The sequence below is a fragment of the Nocardioides sp. CER19 genome (genome assembly GCF_029846275.1).
GTDB lineage: Bacteria > Actinomycetota > Actinomycetes > Propionibacteriales > Nocardioidaceae > Nocardioides.
Genome location: NZ_JARVWS010000001.1, coordinates 1,099,262 through 1,114,954, shown reverse-complemented (window position 1 = coordinate 1,114,954; position 15,693 = coordinate 1,099,262). Strand labels below are relative to the sequence as shown.

Sequence of the window (15,693 nt, the reverse complement as noted above, 5' to 3'; positions counted from 1 at the left end):
CTAGACGCCGCCGGCGAGCAGGAGGCCGCCGTCGATGACCAGCGTCTGGCCGGTCATCCAGCCCGCGTCGCCCGACAGCAGGAAGGCCACGACCGAGCCCACGTCGTCGGGCACGCCCAGCCGCTTGAGCGGGTACGTCGCCGCGACCTGCTCCTCGCGTCCCTCGTAGAGCGCGGTCGCGAACTTCGTCTTGACGACCGCCGGCGCCACCGCGTTGACGCGGATCGTCGGCCCGAGCTCGACCGCGAGCTCCTCGGTGAGGTGGATGAGCATCGCCTTGGTGCCGCCGTACATCGCGATCCCCGGCGCCGGCCGCAGCCCGCCGACCGAGGCGACATTGACGACCGCGCCGCCGTGCTCCCCCATCCAGGCCCGGTGGGCCTGCTGGATCCACGCGATCGGCGAGAGGCAGTTGACCTCGACCATCTTGCGCGCAGCGGCCAGGTCGAGGCCCATGAGCGGGCCGTAGGTCGGGTTGATGCCGGTGTTGTTGACCAGGAGGTCGAGGCTGCCGAACGTCTCGATCGCGGTCGCGACCGTCTCGGCCTGGTGCTCGGCGTCGTCGGCGTGCCCGGCCACGAAGGTCGCGTGCTCGGGTCCGCCCAGCTCGGCGACCGCCTGCTCCAGCGCGTCGGGCTTGCGGGCCGTGATCACGACGCGTGCCCCGTCGTCCACCAGACGCTGCGCGATCGCCAGGCCGATGCCGCGGCTCGCACCCGTCACGATCGCCGTCCTGCCCTCGAACCGTCCGGCCAACGCGGCCTCCTCTACCCGATGATGGTCATCTGACTAAGCGCTTGCTTATGATGGCCACGATGCCGTACGGCGTCGACCGGGTCAATCCCCGTCTGGGGAGGAGGTGTCCATGAGCGTGCTGCCGGAGGGCACGGCTCGCGGCGACCTCACGCGCGCCCGTCTGCTCGAGGCCGCGGTGCAGGCGTTCGCCGCCAAGGGGTTCCACGGCACGACGACGCGCGACATCGCCGCCGGGGCCGGCATGAGCCCCGCGGCCGTCTACGTGCACCACCGCTCCAAGGAGGAGCTGCTCTACGTGATCTCGCGCGAGGGCCACCAGCGGACGCTGGACCTGGTCCGCGAGGCGGCGGCCTCGGCGGGCTCCCCGCGCGAGCGACTGGCCGCGATCGCGCGCGAGTTCGGCAGGCACCACGCCGAGGGGCACACCTGGGCGCGGATCGTGAACTACGAGCTCGGCGCCCTGTCCCCCGCCCACCTCGAGGAGATCCGCGCGCTGCGCATCGGCATCGAGCAGGAGGTGCGGGCGACGATCGAGGCCGGCGTCGCGAGCGGGGACTTCGACGTCGCCGACCCCGGGATGACGACCACCGCCGTGCTGTCGCTCGGCATCGACATCGCCCGGTGGTACCGCGACGACGGCCGCTGGACCCCCGACGACGTCGGCGACCACATGGCCGGACTCGCCCTGCGCATCGTAGGCGCGGGCGCGTGAGCGAGCGTCAGCCGGCGACGATCTCGACGCGCTGGAACTCCTTGACGTCGGTGTAGCCGGTCGTCGCCATGCTGCGCTTGAGAGCGCCGATGAGGTTCATGGTGCCGTCGGCGACGTGGCTGGGCCCGAGGAGGATCTCCTCGAAGCTGCCGACTGGCTCGAACTCCACGCGTTGACCGCGCGGCAGCGTCGCGTGGTGCGCCTCGCCACCCCAGTGGAAGCCGCGGCCGGGCGCGTCGGTGGCCCGCGCGAACGGGCTGCCCACCATGACGGCGTCGGCGCCGCAGGCGATGGCCTTGGCGATGTCGCCGGACTTGCCGATCGAGCCGTCGGCGATGACGTGCACGTAGCGGCCGCCGGACTCGTCGAGGTAGTCGCGGCGGGCTGCGGCCACGTCGGCGACCGCGCTGGCCATCGGCACGGCCACGCCGAGGACGGTGCGCGTGGTGTGGGCGGCGCCACCGCCGAAGCCCACGAGTACGCCGGCCGCGCCGGTGCGCATCAGGTGGAGCGCGGCCTGGTGGGTCGCACAGCCACCGACGATGACCGGGACGTCGAGCTCGTAGATGAACTCCTTGAGGTTGAGCGGCTCGGCCTGGCTGCTCACGTGCTCGGCCGAGACGGTCGTGCCGCGGATGACGAACAGGTCGACGCCCGCGTCGGTGACGGTCTTCGCGAACTCCTTGGTCCGCTGCGGGCTCAGCGCGCCGGCGACCGTGACGCCGGCGTCCCGGATCTCGCGCAGTCGCTCGGTGATCAGCTCGGCCTTCACCGGCGCGCTGTAGATCTCCTGCAGGCGACGGGTCGCGTCGGCACCGCGCAGGCCGGCGACCTCCTCGAGCAGCGGCTCCGGGTCGGCGTACCGCGTCCAGATGCCCTCGAGGTTGAGCACGCCCAGGCCGCCGAGCCGACCCAGCTTGATGGCCGTGGCCGGTGACATGACCGAGTCCATCGGCGCGGCCAGCACGGGCAGCTCGAACCGGTAGGCGTCGATCTGCCAGTCGGTGCTGACCTCCTCGGGGTCGCGCGTCCTCCGGCTAGGCACGATCGCAACGTCGTCGAACGCGTAGGCGCGTCGCGCCCGCTTGGCCCGGCCGATCTCGATGTCAGTCACGCGGTGATTCTCTCATCCCCACGCCACCGACCCGTTCGCTGGTGGCTCGCGGGCTTCGCGGTCACCGGCGGGTCGCAGTCACCACGAGGTACTCCCACTCCATCCGGTGGTCGACGATCGCGCCGTCCCCGAGCTCGGCGAGCGCCCGGTCGAGTGCAGCGACCCGCTCGGCGTCGTCACCGAGCGAGCGGTAGGCGACGATCGTCGGGCCGTAGCAGGCCTTGAAGTAGTCGCGAAACTCCGCGCCGGAGGCGAAGGCGTCCACCATGACGGTGCGCGCCTCGACGGCGAGGTCGCGCACCCCCGCGTCGAAGAGGTCCCGGACGTGCGCCTCGTCGCCCCACAGCGGTGGGGGCTGGGCGCCCTCGGGCGGCGGCGGCGCGAACGGCTTCATCGCAGCGAACATCTGGCCGATGAAGCCAGCCGGCGTCCAGCTCGCGACGCCGATGCGGCCGCCCGGCCGGGTGACACGCAGCATCTCCACCGCGGCGGCGTCGTGACAGGGCGCGAACATCACGCCGATCGCGGAGACGACGACGTCGAACGCGGCGTCGACGTAGGGCAGCGCCTCGGCGTCGGCCGTGTCCCAGGTGATGCTCACGCCGGCGTCGGCCGCGCGGCGCTCGCCGATGGCGAGCAGCTCGGGCGTCAGGTCGCTGGCGGTGGCCACGCCGCCGGCGAGCGCCGCCGGGATGGCCGCGTTGCCGGTGCCGGCGGCGACGTCCAGGACACGCTCGCCGGGCCTGATCCGGCAGGCGTCGACGACCGACTGCCCGACATCCGGCACGAGCTCGTCGGCGACGCGGGCGTAGTCGCCGAGCGCCCACATGGCGCGGTGGCGGGCCTTCAGCTCGGGGGTGGCGGTGGTGGTCATGGTTCCTCCACGGTGAGTGCTGTCTGGGACCACGATCGTCGGGCGGCGCCAGGAGAGCGGATAGTGCGCGATCTGTACCGACAGCGGTTCACGATCTGTACTTGCCGCCGCGGCCGCCTCGGCGTCTACTGCTGGGAGCGGGTCCGGACCGCTGCACGGGCTCGGCACGTCCCTGGGAGGACCGATGGCGTCGTACGGCCAGTTCTGCCCGATGGCGAAGGCGATGGAGGTGCTCGACGAGCGCTGGACCCTGCTCGTCGTCCGCGAGCTGCTCCTCGGCAGCGTGCACTTCAACGAGCTGCGCCGGGGCGTCCCGAAGATGTCCCCCGCCCTGCTCTCCAAGCGGCTGCGCACGCTGGAGCGGGCCGGCGTGATCACCCGGGAGGGCTCGGGTCAGCGGACGTCCTACCACCTGACGCGGAGCGGCCGCGAGCTCGAGCCGGTGGTGCGGGCCCTGCAGACCTGGGGCACCCGCTGGGTCGGCGGCCTGGGCCAGGAGGATCTCGACCCGCACCTGCTCTTCTGGGACGTGCAGCGGACCCTCCCGCTCCAGGAGTGGCCGCGCCGCCGTACGGTCGTGGAGTTCCGGCTCACCGACGTCGAGCCGAAGGTGTCGCGCTGGTGGCTCGTGGTGACCCACACCGGAGCCGACGTGTGCGACTTCGACCCGGGCTACGGCGTCGACGCGCTCATCCAGGCGCGGTTGCGGGTGCTGACCGAGGTGTGGCGCGGCGACCGCAGCTGGGCGAGCGTCCTCGACAGCGGCGTCGTGGACCTGCTCGGGCCGACCGAGATGCGCCGGGCGCTGCCCCGTTGGATCGGGCAGAGCATCGCGGCGCACGTCCCGCGCCCGCGGCCCGAGATCCCGGCGTACGCCGGGAACGGTCACTCCCAGTCGTACGCCAGGACGAACTCGTAGCCGTCCTCGGGCTGCCCCGCGAGGACCAGGTCGGCGCTGCCGCGCAGCCCCTCGAGACCGCCGGTGCCGAGCCCGGCCACGACCTCGAGCCGCGCGGTGACCGCGTTGTCGGCGTGCGTGCCGGTGACGTGCCAGACGCAGCTGCCCTCGTGGCCGGCGATCGAGCCGCTGAACTGCTCGTAGGCCTCGAAGACCGCGCGGCCGCCGCCGGTGTAGGCGCCCAGCATCCGCCCGACCGAGCTCCCCTCGACCTCGCCGCTGTAGCCGTAGCCGATCTCCGCCTGGGTCAGCCCGCGGTTCGGGTAGTAGACGGACCCCATCGTGGTGCCCTCGCCGTCCACGTCGACGTACGCCGACTCCTGCCATGACGCGACCGTCAGCCGGCCCGTCGCCTGGTGCGTGTAGGTGCTCATGACCCCACTCTCGCGAGCCGCGGCAGGGCGGTCTTGAAGGAACGCGACACACTCGTCGGACGTGCTCGGGTGGCGCAGATGAGAGAACAGGACGTCGGATGGGACGGCGTGCCGGGACCGGCGATCCTCCGGATGCCCGAGCACGAGGTGCGATGACGGCGACACCGCACGGGCGGTGCAGGTGACGACACCTTCACGCCGGACCTGACGGGTCACCTAGGCTCGATGCCATGGCGGCCGAGGGCTACCCGGACGCGATCGTCCGACCGGAGACGGCGTCGCGCGCGATCACCGTGGACCGGTTCACGCCCTCGCCGGCGGTGGCCGGGCACGTGGACTACCACTGGTACGTCGGCTGGGACCTGTCCGAGCCGCACGAGCAGCAGGTCATCCCGCAGCCGCGCGTGCACATCGCGGCCGAGGACGGGCGGCTGCTGGTGCACGGCGTCCTGCGCCGCACGTTCGTCCGGGTCGTCTCGGGACGCGGCCACACGCTCGGCGCGTCGTTCCTGCCCGGGATGTTCCGGCCCGTCCTGGGCAGCCGGGTAGCGGCGCTGGGCGATCGGGTCGTGCCCGCGGGCGATCTCCTGGGGGTTGACGACCGGGCGGCGGCCGCGGCCGTGCTCGCCATCGAGGAGCCTGCGGAGATGGTGGCGGCACTGGAGCGCTACCTGACCGAGGTCGGGCTGCCCGAGGACGCCACCGCCACCGAGGTGAGCGGCCTCGTGGCGCTGGCCGAGTCGGACCGGACGATCACCCGGGCCGACCAGCTGGCCGACCGCGCCGGGACCAGCCTCCGGTCGCTGCAGCGCCTCTTCGGTGACTACGTCGGCATCGGCCCGAAATGGGTCGTGCAGCGGTTCCGCGTGCTCGAGGTCGCGGCCCGGGCGCACGCGGGCGGCGACGTCGACTGGGCGGCCGTCGCCGCGGATCTCGACTTCAGCGACCAGGCGCACCTGGTGCGCACGTTCCGGGACGTGGTCGGGCGCCCGCCGGCTGCCTACGCGCAGGACCTCTGAGCGATCTCCGGGGTCAGCGACCCATCTGGCGCAGCTGGTCGAGCAGCCGCCGGTCGCGCTTGGTCGGGCGACCGGCGCCGCGCTCGCGCGAGAACACCGGCGCGGCCCGCTCCTCCTTGGGGGGCAGCGCGGGCGTGCGGTCGTCGTACGCCGCCTGGGCCAGGGGGGCGCCCACGCGCTTGGCCAGCAGCTCCTTGACGACCACGACGTGCTCGCGGTCGGTGAAGACCCTGACCTCGTCGCCGACCTTGACCGGTTGCGCGGGCTTGGCCCGCACTCCGTTGATCCGGATGTGCCCGGCCTTCGCGCCGGCCGTCGCCTGGGAGCGCGACTTGTAGAGCCGCACCGCCCAGCACCAGACGTCGATGCGCACGTCGATCCGCGCCGTCACCCGCCCAAGGGTAGTGCTCAGTCCCGACCGAGCAGCTCCAGGCCGTCCGCGGAGGACGAGCCGGGCTCGGCGGTGTAGAGCACCATCCGTTGGGTGGTCTCCGCGAGCACAAGCGCCTCGTAGGAGAGGTCGAGCCGTCCGACGAGGGGGTGCCGGAAGCTCTTGACGCCGTAGCCGCAGTCGAAGACGGGGTGCTCCGCCCACAGGGACGCGAACCAGGTGCTGCGCTGGACCAGCTCACCGACGAGCAGGCTCAGCTTGCGGTCGTCGGGGAAGAGCCCGGAGGAGTAGCGCAGGAAGCCGACCATGGCGCGCGCCATCGCGTCGGGGTCGACGTAGAGCTCGGAGCCACCGGGCTCGAGGAAGAGCATGCGTGCCTGGTTGGGCCGGTCCGCCGAGCGGTCGGGAGCCTCGGCGGGCAGGTCCGGGGCGAGCAGCCGGTGCCCGAGGTGGTTCCACGCGAGGATGTCGTTCGAGTGGTCGACGATCAGCGCGGGTCCGGGCGAGGCGTGGACCAGCGCCCGCGCCGACGGCCTGGCCTGCTCGGCCGGCGGGCGCGACGGGTCGACGACCGGCCGCGCGAGCCGCCGCAGGTGGGCGTGCTCCTCGGGGCTGAGCCGAAGCGCCCGGGCCAACGCGTCGATGACGCTGTCGGAGGCGTTGTGCTGGTCGGCCTGCTCCAGCCGTGTGTAGTAGGTCGGACTCACCCCGGCCAGCATCGCGAGCTCTTCGCGGCGCAGGCCCGGGACGCGGCGGGCGCCGTAGGAGATCAGCCCGGCGTCGTCGGGGCTGATCGCTGCACGGCGGGTACGGAGGAACTCCCCGAGCTCGGTCGTCATGGGACCCATCCTGGCCCGCCTGTCCACCGGGTTCCTGCCCCTGTCAGTGCTAGGCAGGCGGCGGGGTGGCGGACCAGGGGTCTCGCTGGGACCGTGCGGACCCAGCACCGTGATCGGTATGACAACCACGCTCACGATCGACGCGTCAGCTGCGGGGCCAGCTGCGATGAGCCGCCGCCAGCTGCTGGTCCTTGCGCTCCTGCTGGCGTCGCAGTTCACCCTGACCGTCGACTTCTCGATCCTCAACGTCGCCCTCCCGACGGTGGGGGCAGGCCTCGGCTTCTCGTCGGCCGACGTGCAGTGGATCGCCACGTCCTTCGCCCTCTGCGCCGCCGGCTTCACCCTGCTGTTCGGTCGCGTCGGCGACTACCTCGGCCGACGTCGGATCTTCCTGGCCGGCATGGTCGCGCTCGGCCTCGCTTCCCTCCTCGGCGGTCTCGCGACGTCCCCGGCCGTCCTGCTGACGGCGCGGGTGATCCAGGGCCTCGCCACGGCGGCCGTCACCCCCGCCGCGCTCTCGCTCCTCACCGTCGCATTCCCGGAGGGCCCGCTGCGCCGGCGTGCGCTCGGCCTCAACAGCGTCGTCATGTCGGCCGGCTTCACCGGCGGAGCGATCCTCGGGGGCGTCCTCACCGACCTGCTCAGCTGGCGCTGGGCGTTCCTCGTCAACGTGCCGATCACGGTCGCCGTCGTCGCGGTCGCGCCGTTCGTCCTCGCCGACTCCCCCGACCGCGAGCGCTCGCGCCTCGACGCGCCGGGAGCGGCGCTGGTCACGGGCGGCCTCCTCTCCCTCGTGTACGCCGCCACGCGGCTCGGCGAACAGGGCGTCTCGGACCCCTGGGGGCTGGCGGCACTCCTCCTCGCGATCGTCCTGCTGGCCGGCTTCGTCCGCGCCGAGGGTCGGCACACCCACCCGCTGGTGCCGCTCCCGATCCTGCGCCGGCGCACGATCTTCTGGGGCAACGTGGCCGGCTTCGTCACCTTCTCGATGGAGCCCGGCCTGGTCTTCCTCTCGACGCTCTACTTCCAGAACGTCCTCGGCCTCGACCCGCTGCAGACCGGACTCATGCTCGGCACCATGGGTGCCGGCGCACTCATCGGCGGCACCGTCGGCCCGCGGGTGATCGGCGTCGTCGGCGTGCGCGGGGCGGCGGCCGGGGGACTCACGATCCAGGCGGTGACGACCGGCCTGCTGATCCTGCTCGGCCACTCGGCGCACGCGTCCCTGCCGCTCTACGGCATCGTCACGTTCGTCGGGGCGATCGGTCACGTGTGCGCCATCGTCGCGTTCATGGTGGCCGCGACCTCCGGGCTGCCCGACCGCGAGCAGGGCCTCGCCACCGGCATCGCGACGATGACCCAGCAGGTCGCCATCGCGGTCGGCGTCCCCCTCGTGAGCGCGATCGCCACCGCTGCCGGCGGCATCGACTCCCTCACCGCACTCCGAGCGGCCGTCGGGATCGACGCGGGACTGGTCCTGGTCGGCGCGCTGCTCGTCGCCGGCGGCCTGCGTCCCCGCGCGCCTGAGGTCGGCTCGGCCTGAGCCGAACCCGACCGAGACGATGGATCGGCCGGCGCCAGGGCGCCGGCCGATCCCTCGCGTTGCTCGTCAGGCGCGGTAGTTCGGCGCCTCGACGGTGACCTGGACGTCGTGGGGGTGGCTCTCCTTGAGCGATGCGGAGGTGATCCGCACGAAGCGGCCGTTCTCCTGCAGCTCGGGGATCGTCCGCGCGCCGACGTAGAACATCGTCTGGTGGAGGCCGCCGACGAGCTGGTGCGCGACGGTGGCGAGCGTGCCCTTGTAGGGCACCTGGCCCTCGACGCCCTCGGGCACGATCATGTCGTCGCTGGTGACCTCGGCCTGGAAGTAGCGGTCCTTGGAGTAGGACTTCTTGCCCCGGCTCGACATGGCGCCCATCGAGCCCATGCCGCGGTAGGCCTTGTACTGCTTGCCGTTGACGAGGATCAGGTCGCCCGGGGTCTCCTCGGTGCCGGCCAGCATCGAGCCCAGCATGACGGTGTCGGCGCCGGCGACGATCGCCTTGCCGATCTCGCCGGAGTAGCGCAGGCCACCGTCGGCGATGACCGGGACACCGGCCGCCCGGCAGGCGAGGCTGGCCTCGTAGACGGCGGAGATCTGGGGTACGCCGACGCCGGTGACGACCCGCGTCGTGCAGATCGAGCCCGGGCCCACGCCCACCTTGACCGCGTCGGCGCCCGCGTCGACGAAGCTCTGGGCACCCGCCTTGGTGGCGACGTTGCCGCCGATGACCTGGACGTGCTTGGTGGCCGGGTCGGTCTTGAGCCGGCGGACCATGTCGATCAGCATCCGCACGTTGCCGTGCGCGGTGTCGGCGACGAGCACGTCGACGCCGGCGTCGATCAGCGTCGTGGCCCGCTCCCACGCATCGCCGAAGTAGCCGATCGCGGCGCCGACCAGCAGCCGTCCCTGGGCGTCGTACGACGCGTCGGGGAACTGCTCGCCCTTGACGAAGTCCTTGACGGTGATCAGCCCGGTCAGGCGACCGTCGGCGTCGACCAGCGGGAGCCGCTCGCGCTTGTGGCTGCGCAGCAGCGCGGTGGCGTCCTCGCGGGAGATGTCGGAGGGCCCGGTGATCAGCGGCTGCTGCGTCATGACCTCGTCGACCTTGGTGGTCGCCCACTCCGCGACGGGCGTGAAGCGCAGGTCGCGGTTGGTGATCATGCCGATGAGGCGGTTGTCGCTGTCGACGACCGGGAAGCCGGAGATGCGGTACTCGCCGGCCAGCCGGTCGAGCTGCTCGAGCGTCGCGTCGGGGCCGATCGTGACCGGATTGGAGATGATCCCGGTCTGGGTCCGCTTGACGAGGTCGACCTGGTAGGCCTGGTCCTCGATGGAGAGGTTGCGGTGGAGCACGCCGATGCCGCCCTGGCGGGCCATCGCGATGGCCATGCGGGACTCGGTGACGGTGTCCATCGCGGCCGAGATCAGCGGCGTCTTGAGGAAGAGCTCCCGCGTCAGCCGACTGGTGGTGTCGATGTCGCTCGGGGCGAGATCGGAGTAGCCCGGCAGCAGCAGGACGTCGTCGTAGGTCAGACCGAGGTCGGCGAACTTCTCGGGGAGCTCCATGACGAAATGTTACGGCGCGCGGCGCCTGGAGCCCGAATCGGGGAGACTCCTGCCCTCTGGTCTGCACCCCATCTCCGCGTGACCACGCGGGAAGAGCATGACGCAGTGGTGGGGGAGGATGCTCGACCGAACGGGCGGGTCAGCTCGCGAGGGGCTTCAGCTCGCGCACGGGGACGCGGACGGTCAGCCGGTCGGCCGCCATCCGGATCCGGCCGCGCAGCCCGGCGCCGAGCACCATCGGCAGCACCGCCTGGTTGTCGGAGCGGGTGGTCAGCAGGATCTCGTCGGCGCCGAGGGAGTTGGCGACCCGGGCGGCGTCGAGGAGCAGGCGGGTACCGATGCCGCGGCGCTGCCAGCTCGGGTCGACCGCGAGGTCGACGGGCCGCACGCCGGCTCCGTCCTCGCGGCTCTCGGCGCCCACGGTCGCGGTCCCCACGACCACGCCGTCGACGTACGCCGTGACGGAGTCGCCGCGGGCGACGTACTCGGGTGTCGCGCCGGTGCCGAGGCGGCGCGTGCCCGTCGTCGCGACCGGCGCCTCGCCGGTGCGGCCGAGCACGTCGTTGACCAGGTCGGCCATCGCGGCGCCGCGGGCCCGCTCGGTGTCGGTGAACGGCGCGGTCCGGTGCACCTGCACCTGCACGTCGCCGACGACCATCTCCATGACGTCGTGGACGACCTCGGGGTCGGTCGGCTCCGCCTCGGCGTCGAAGAGCCGGGCGACGACCTCCGGGAAGGACATGGGCCGCTCGAGGATCGCGCGGGCCGCCCTGACGTAGCGGGTGGGCTGGTCATCGAGCGCCGCCTCGGTGCTCGGCTGGGCCACCACCTCCGCGCCGCCCGCGTCGCTGACCAGGCGGGTGACCTGCTCGACGGTCCAGTCGTCAGCGGTGCTCAGGACGATCTCGTCGGTGACGTCGTCGAGCCCGGGGAAGATCTGGAGACCGAGGATGTTGACCCCCGCGGCGCCGCAGCGCTGGGCCAGCGCCGCGAGGGTGCCGGGCTTGTCGGGCAGCGTCGTGCGCACTCTCCACAGCATGCGCACAGTCTGGCGGATCCGATGTTGCAGCGCTGTTAACGCCGGTGTCGCCCGCGAGAACGCATCGGCGCCTTCGCCCCGCCACGCCCTTAAAGTCTAGTAATTTGCTATGTTTAAACCATGTCCGCCCGTGCCGATCGTCTCCGCCTCGCCGTCGCGCTGGAGGGAGCCGGCTGGCATCCCGCCGCATGGCGCGAGCCGGCCGCGCGCCCCGCCGAGCTGTTCTCGCCGCGCTACTGGGCCGACCTGGTGACCGAGGCCGAGGCCGGGCTCGTCGATCTCGTCACCCTCGAGGACAGCCTGACGCTGCAGACCTCTGACCGGTTCGGCGACTTCGGGGACGACCGCACCGACCACGTGCGGGGTCGACTCGACGCCGTGCTCGTCGCGGCGCGCGTCGCTCCGCTCACCCGGCACATCGGACTGCTGCCGACCGCCACCGTCACCCACACCGAGCCGTTCCACGTGTCGAAGGCGATCGCGACGCTCGACCACGTCAGCAGGGGACGAGCCGGCGTCCACGTCCAGGTGGCACCCCGGCAGCGGGACGCCGCACTGATCGGGCGGCGGACGTTCGCGCCCGTGCCGAACGGCGACCTCGACTCCCCCGCGGGACAGCTCCTGCTCCACGATGCGTTCGACGAGGCCGCCGACTACGTCGAGGTCCTCCGGCGGCTGTGGGACAGCTGGGAGGACGACGCGGAGATCCGCGACGTGGCGACCGGGCGCTTCATCGACCGCGACAAGCTCCACCACATCGACTTCGAGGGCCGCTGGTTCAACGTGAAGGGCCCCTCGATCACGCCTCGCCCACCGCAGGGACAGCCCGTCGTCGCGGCACTGGCCGATCGGTCGATCCCGCACCGCCTGGTCGGCCGGTCGACGGACATCGGCTTCGTGACCCCACGCGGCACGGGCGACATCGCCCCGATCGTCGCGGAGATCCGCGAGGCGCAGGCGAGCGCCGGTCGCGAGGGCGAGACCGTGCACGTCTTCGGTGACCTGGTGGTCGTGCTCGCCGAGAGCGAGCCGGCCGCCCACGACCGGTTGGCAGGGCTGGACGAGGCCGCAGGGGCGACGTACCGCTCCGACGCCCGCATCTTCACCGGGTCCGCCGCCGAGCTCGCGGACCTGCTCGCGGACTGGCGTGCTGCCGGGCTGACGGGGGTCCGTCTGCGCCCGGCCGTCCTGCCCGACGACCTGCAGGCGATCACCCGCCGCCTGGTGCCAGAGCTGCAGCGTCGCGGTCTCTTCCACGACCACTACGAGGCGAGCACCCTGCGGGGCCTGCTCGGCCTCCCCCGTCCCGCCAACCGCTACGCGACCGCCTGAGGCCCCGATGACGAAGAAGCAGGTCCACCTCGCCGCCCACTTCCCCGGCGTCAACAACACCACCGTCTGGAGCGACCCCACGTCGGGGAGCCACATCGAGTTTGCCTCGTTCGTCGAGTTCGCACAGACCGCCGAGCGCGGCCTGTTCGACTTCCTCTTCCTCGCCGAGGGCCTCCGGCTGCGCGAGCAGGGCGGTCGGATCTACGACCTCGACGTGGTCGGCCGCCCCGACACCTTCACCGTGCTCGCGGCGCTCGCGGCGGTGACCGAGCGCCTGGGACTGACCGGCACGATCAACTCGACGTTCAACGAGCCGCTCGAGGTCGCACGCCAGTTCGCCACCCTCGACCACCTCTCCGGCGGGCGGGCCGCCTGGAACGTCGTCACCAGCTGGGACGCGTTCACCGGCGAGAACTTCCGACGCGGCGGCTACCTGCCGCAGGACCAGCGCTACGAGCGCGCCCGGACGTTCCTCGAGACCGCCACCGAGATCTGGAGCTCCTGGAACGGCGACGAGATCCTGGCCGACAAGCGGACCGGACGATTCCTCACGACGCCGCGCCCGGGCAGGTTCGCGCACCAGGACGCCCACTTCGAGATCGAGGGCCAGTTCAACGTCCCGCGCAGCCCGCAGGGCAGGCCCGTGATCTTCCAGGCCGGCGACTCCGATGAGGGCCGCGAGTTCGCGGCCGCCAGCGCCGACGCGATCTTCTCGCGCTACAGCAGGCTGGACGAAGGCCGGACGTTCTACTCGGACATGAAGGGCCGGCTGGCCCGCCACGGCCGTCGCCCGGAGGACCTCCTGATCCTGCCCGCCGCCACCTTCGTGCTCGGCGACACCGACGCCGAGGCGGCCGACCTGGCACACGAGGTGCGGCTCGCGCAGGTGTCGCCGGCCACCGCGATCAAGTTCCTCGAACAGCTGTGGAACACCGACCTGTCCGACCACGACCCCGACGGCCCGCTGCCTGCGTTCGACCCGGTCGTGTCCGACGAGCTCTTCTCGAAGGGCAGGGCCTCGGTGCGGATGAACCGCAACCCGGTCGAGGTCGCGCGCGAGTGGCGCGAGCGCGCGCAGGCCAACCGTTGGTCGACCCGGGAGCTCGTCATCGACGTCACCGGGCGCCAGGCGTTCGTCGGGTCCCCCGCCTCCGTCGCGGCCGAGCTCGACGAGTTCGTCCAGGCCGACGCGAGCGACGGCTTCATCCTGGTCCCCCACGTCACGCCCGGCGGCCTCGGCCGCTTCGTCGATGAGGTCGTACCCCTGCTGCAGGAGCGCGGGGTCCACCGCACCGCCTATGCAGGCGCCACGCTTCGCGAGAACCTCGGACTCCCCGTGGCGCCGTCCGGTGCCGGCGGCAAGCGGGTCGAGGCGGCGTCGTGACCCGCGCACCGCTCTCGGTCCTCGACCTGGTGCCGATCGTCTCCGGCCAGAGCGGCGCTGACGCGCTTCGCAACAGTGTCGACCTCGCTCGGCACGCCGAGCGGCTGGGCTACGCCCGCTACTGGGTCGCCGAGCATCACCTCAACCCCGGGGTCGCGGGAACCTCACCGGCGGTCGTCCTGGCGCTGCTGGGCGCCGCCACCGCCACGATCCGCATCGGTTCGGGCGCGGTGCTGCTCGGCCACCGGACGGCGCTGAGCACGGTCGAGGAGTTCGGGCTGCTCGACGCGGCGTACCCCGGCCGCATCGACCTCGGCCTCGGACGCTCCGGGGGCAGGCCACCGGGCTCCGACCAGGGCGAGGTCCCGCCGGTCCCGCTCGTCGACGGTCGGACCGCGGAGGGGCTGCTGGTACCCCCGAAGGCGCCGATCGCCCACCTGCTCGACTCGCCACGCTTCCGGGTCCAGCGCGAGCTCCTCCAGCTGCCGGGCGCTGAGCCCGCGGACTACGGCGAGCAGGTCGACGACATCCTCGCCCTCATCGCCGGCACCTACCGTTCCGTCGACGGGGTGCACGCGCAGGCGCTCCCGGGCGAGGGCGCGGACCTGCAGCTCTGGGTGCTCGGGAGCAGCGGCGGCGAGAGCGCGCACGTCGCCGGCAAGCGCGGGCTGCGCTTCGCGACGAACTACCACGTCAACCCGTCCGGGGTCGTCGAGGCCACGCTCGCCTACCGCGCCGCGTTCGAGCCGTCCGACGACCTCACCCGGCCCTACGTGGCCGTGTCCGCGGACGTCGTCGTCGCCGAGGACGAGCCCACCGCCCGCGAGCTGGCGACCGGCTACGGCCTCTGGGTCCGCAGCATTCGCACGGCGGAGGGCGCCATCCCGTTCCCGACTCCGGAGCAGGCACGGGCGTGGCACTGGTCGGACGAGGACCGTGCCCTCGTCCAGGACCGCATCGACACCCGGTTCGTCGGCACACCTGCCCAGGTCGCCGACCAGCTCGAGATCCTGCAGCGCGCCGTCGGCGCCGACGAGCTCGTCGTCACGACCATCACCCACGACCACGCCGACCGGGCGCGGTCGTACGAGCTCCTCGCCCAGGAGTGGGCGAGCCGGTCCTGACCCGGCCGGGTCCATCCCTCTGCGAGCGCCGCGCTACCGGCCTCCTTCACCTCGGCGAGCGACCGGGCTCCGCGCCGATCAGGGCCATCCGGTCGCCGAGGAACCGGTAGTGGTTCATCGCGTCGAGCCGTGGCGAGTAGGCGTGCAGGGAGAGCGCGGGCTCCGAACCCGGGTTGCGCATGTCGTGCACGCGGCCGGCCGCGTAGGCACGAGCATCACCCGGCGTCGCGTCGACGAGCTGCAGCCCGCCGTCGAAGCTGTGCTCCACCAGCGCGCCTTCGAGGACGGTGTGCGCGCCGGTGGCGGTGCCGTGGTCGTGGTAGCCCGTGCTGGCGCCGGGCGCCCAGGCGATGAGCCACAGCTCGAGGTCGTCGGTCCGCGTCAGGAGATAGAACGTGCGCCCCTCCGCCGGCGGGTCGAGCAGGCCGTGGAGGTCGGGGTCGTCGGCGTGGTCGCGCAGTGCCTCGAGCAGGGGCAGCACGGTGAGCGCAGGCATGAGGGGTCCTTCGGAGCGAGAGAGAGGTGGGGTCGGCTGAGCGTGATCAGCGACGACAACACCGGCACTCGAAGGGCATGCCTCCACCCTAGGTCGAGCCCGTGGCGATCGACGCGCCTCTCGCATCGCGGACCGTCGTTCGGGGTCGGCGGCCGCCGGTGCTGGCCCGAAA

16 protein-coding genes are annotated in these 15,693 nt (G+C 72.6%); 7 read left to right on the top strand and 9 right to left on the bottom strand.

Annotated elements, in window-relative coordinates; translation table 11 throughout:
• Nucleotides 1-756, bottom strand: coding sequence for an SDR family oxidoreductase (locus QDS12_RS05480; RefSeq protein ID WP_279877539.1), 756 nt, complete (start codon nt 754-756; stop codon nt 1-3).
• Between the two features lie 109 nt (nt 757-865).
• Between QDS12_RS05480 and QDS12_RS05475 the strand changes: the two genes are divergently transcribed.
• On the top strand, nt 866-1,468 hold the full coding sequence (locus QDS12_RS05475; RefSeq protein ID WP_279877537.1) for a TetR/AcrR family transcriptional regulator: 603 nt from the start codon (nt 866-868) through the stop codon (nt 1,466-1,468).
• Nucleotides 1,469-1,475: 7 nt separating this feature from the next.
• Here QDS12_RS05475 and QDS12_RS05470 read toward each other — a convergent pair whose 3' ends face one another.
• Both QDS12_RS05470 and QDS12_RS05465 read right to left on the bottom strand, forming a co-directional pair.
• Nucleotides 1,476-2,582 carry a GuaB3 family IMP dehydrogenase-related protein gene (locus tag QDS12_RS05470; protein ID WP_279877535.1) on the bottom strand — a complete coding sequence of 369 codons (1,107 nt, stop codon included), beginning with the start codon at nt 2,580-2,582 and terminating at the stop codon, nt 1,476-1,478.
• Between the two features lie 61 nt (nt 2,583-2,643).
• Entirely contained in the window at nt 2,644-3,456 is an 813-nt protein-coding gene (locus QDS12_RS05465; protein WP_279877533.1) for a class I SAM-dependent methyltransferase, read from the bottom strand.
• 184 nt (nt 3,457-3,640) lie between these two features.
• Here QDS12_RS05465 and QDS12_RS05460 point away from each other — a divergent pair, with 184 nt between their 5' ends.
• A complete protein-coding gene (locus QDS12_RS05460) occupies nt 3,641-4,375 on the top strand; it encodes a helix-turn-helix domain-containing protein (RefSeq protein WP_279877531.1) in 735 nt (244 codons plus the stop codon).
• Here QDS12_RS05460 and QDS12_RS05455 read toward each other — a convergent pair.
• On the bottom strand, nt 4,342-4,788 hold the full coding sequence (locus tag QDS12_RS05455) for a DUF3224 domain-containing protein (RefSeq protein ID WP_279877529.1): 447 nt from the start codon (nt 4,786-4,788) through the stop codon (nt 4,342-4,344). The two genes, QDS12_RS05460 and QDS12_RS05455, sit on opposite strands and share 34 nt — an antisense overlap.
• A 230-nt stretch (nt 4,789-5,018) precedes the next feature.
• Here QDS12_RS05455 and QDS12_RS05450 point away from each other — a divergent pair, with 230 nt between their 5' ends.
• On the top strand, nt 5,019-5,807 hold the full coding sequence (locus QDS12_RS05450) for a helix-turn-helix domain-containing protein (RefSeq protein ID WP_279877527.1): 789 nt from the start codon (nt 5,019-5,021) through the stop codon (nt 5,805-5,807).
• A 13-nt stretch (nt 5,808-5,820) separates the two neighbouring features.
• Here QDS12_RS05450 and QDS12_RS05445 read toward each other — a convergent pair whose 3' ends face one another.
• On the bottom strand, nt 5,821-6,198 hold the full coding sequence (locus QDS12_RS05445) for an RNA-binding S4 domain-containing protein (protein WP_279877525.1): 378 nt from the start codon (nt 6,196-6,198) through the stop codon (nt 5,821-5,823).
• Nucleotides 6,199-6,215: 17 nt separating this feature from the next.
• Entirely contained in the window at nt 6,216-7,037 is an 822-nt protein-coding gene (locus QDS12_RS05440; RefSeq protein ID WP_279877523.1) for a helix-turn-helix transcriptional regulator, read from the bottom strand.
• Nucleotides 7,038-7,155: 118 nt separating this feature from the next.
• Between QDS12_RS05440 and QDS12_RS05435 the strand changes: the two genes are divergently transcribed.
• Nucleotides 7,156-8,580 (top strand): MFS transporter, encoded by a 1,425-nt coding sequence (locus QDS12_RS05435; protein WP_279877522.1) that lies wholly within the window; start codon nt 7,156-7,158, stop codon nt 8,578-8,580.
• 66 nt (nt 8,581-8,646) lie between these two features.
• On the opposite strand, the gene guaB is transcribed toward QDS12_RS05435, so the two are convergent.
• Both guaB and QDS12_RS05425 read right to left on the bottom strand, forming a co-directional pair.
• Nucleotides 8,647-10,146, bottom strand: coding sequence for an IMP dehydrogenase (gene guaB / locus QDS12_RS05430; protein ID WP_279877520.1), 1,500 nt, complete (start codon nt 10,144-10,146; stop codon nt 8,647-8,649).
• Nucleotides 10,147-10,285: 139 nt separating this feature from the next.
• Nucleotides 10,286-11,185 carry a GNAT family N-acetyltransferase gene (locus QDS12_RS05425; protein WP_279877519.1) on the bottom strand — a complete coding sequence of 300 codons (900 nt, stop codon included), beginning with the start codon at nt 11,183-11,185 and terminating at the stop codon, nt 10,286-10,288.
• Nucleotides 11,186-11,305: 120 nt separating this feature from the next.
• On the opposite strand from QDS12_RS05425, the gene QDS12_RS05420 reads away from it, so the two are divergent.
• Genes QDS12_RS05420 through QDS12_RS05410 form a run of 3 tightly spaced genes read left to right on the top strand, consistent with a single transcriptional unit; the run spans nt 11,306 to nt 15,025 of the window.
• Nucleotides 11,306-12,517: an LLM class flavin-dependent oxidoreductase gene (locus QDS12_RS05420; RefSeq protein WP_279877517.1), complete on the top strand. Its 1,212-nt coding sequence runs from the start codon at nt 11,306-11,308 to the stop codon at nt 12,515-12,517.
• 7 nt (nt 12,518-12,524) lie between these two features.
• Nucleotides 12,525-13,901: an NtaA/DmoA family FMN-dependent monooxygenase gene (locus QDS12_RS05415; RefSeq protein ID WP_279877516.1), complete on the top strand. Its 1,377-nt coding sequence runs from the start codon at nt 12,525-12,527 to the stop codon at nt 13,899-13,901.
• Nucleotides 13,898-15,025 (top strand): LLM class flavin-dependent oxidoreductase, encoded by a 1,128-nt coding sequence (locus tag QDS12_RS05410; RefSeq protein ID WP_279877515.1) that lies wholly within the window; start codon nt 13,898-13,900, stop codon nt 15,023-15,025. Before QDS12_RS05415 ends, QDS12_RS05410 begins: the two co-directional genes overlap by 4 nt.
• A 46-nt stretch (nt 15,026-15,071) precedes the next feature.
• On the opposite strand, the gene QDS12_RS05405 is transcribed toward QDS12_RS05410, so the two are convergent.
• Nucleotides 15,072-15,521 carry a cysteine dioxygenase family protein gene (locus QDS12_RS05405; protein ID WP_279877513.1) on the bottom strand — a complete coding sequence of 150 codons (450 nt, stop codon included), beginning with the start codon at nt 15,519-15,521 and terminating at the stop codon, nt 15,072-15,074.
• Nucleotides 15,522-15,693: the final 172 nt, after the last annotated feature.

What these genes read in the sequence shown, in the direction of transcription:
- QDS12_RS05460 (WP_279877531.1), top strand. Translation starts at nt 3,641, where the DNA reads ATGGCGTCGTACGGCCAGTTCTGCCCGATGGCGAAGGCGATGGAGGTG.
- QDS12_RS05475 (WP_279877537.1), top strand. Translation starts at nt 866, where the DNA reads ATGAGCGTGCTGCCGGAGGGCACGGCTCGCGGCGACCTCACGCGCGCC.
- QDS12_RS05420 (WP_279877517.1), top strand. Translation starts at nt 11,306, where the DNA reads ATGTCCGCCCGTGCCGATCGTCTCCGCCTCGCCGTCGCGCTGGAGGGA.
- QDS12_RS05440 (WP_279877523.1), bottom strand. Translation starts at nt 7,037, where the DNA reads ATGACGACCGAGCTCGGGGAGTTCCTCCGTACCCGCCGTGCAGCGATC.
- QDS12_RS05455 (WP_279877529.1), bottom strand. Translation starts at nt 4,788, where the DNA reads ATGAGCACCTACACGCACCAGGCGACGGGCCGGCTGACGGTCGCGTCA.
- QDS12_RS05415 (WP_279877516.1), top strand. Translation starts at nt 12,525, where the DNA reads ATGACGAAGAAGCAGGTCCACCTCGCCGCCCACTTCCCCGGCGTCAAC.
- QDS12_RS05405 (WP_279877513.1), bottom strand. Translation starts at nt 15,521, where the DNA reads ATGCCTGCGCTCACCGTGCTGCCCCTGCTCGAGGCACTGCGCGACCAC.
- QDS12_RS05425 (WP_279877519.1), bottom strand. Translation starts at nt 11,185, where the DNA reads ATGCTGTGGAGAGTGCGCACGACGCTGCCCGACAAGCCCGGCACCCTC.
- QDS12_RS05450 (WP_279877527.1), top strand. Translation starts at nt 5,019, where the DNA reads ATGGCGGCCGAGGGCTACCCGGACGCGATCGTCCGACCGGAGACGGCG.
- QDS12_RS05465 (WP_279877533.1), bottom strand. Translation starts at nt 3,456, where the DNA reads ATGACCACCACCGCCACCCCCGAGCTGAAGGCCCGCCACCGCGCCATG.
- QDS12_RS05435 (WP_279877522.1), top strand. Translation starts at nt 7,156, where the DNA reads ATGACAACCACGCTCACGATCGACGCGTCAGCTGCGGGGCCAGCTGCG.
- guaB (WP_279877520.1), bottom strand. Translation starts at nt 10,146, where the DNA reads ATGGAGCTCCCCGAGAAGTTCGCCGACCTCGGTCTGACCTACGACGAC.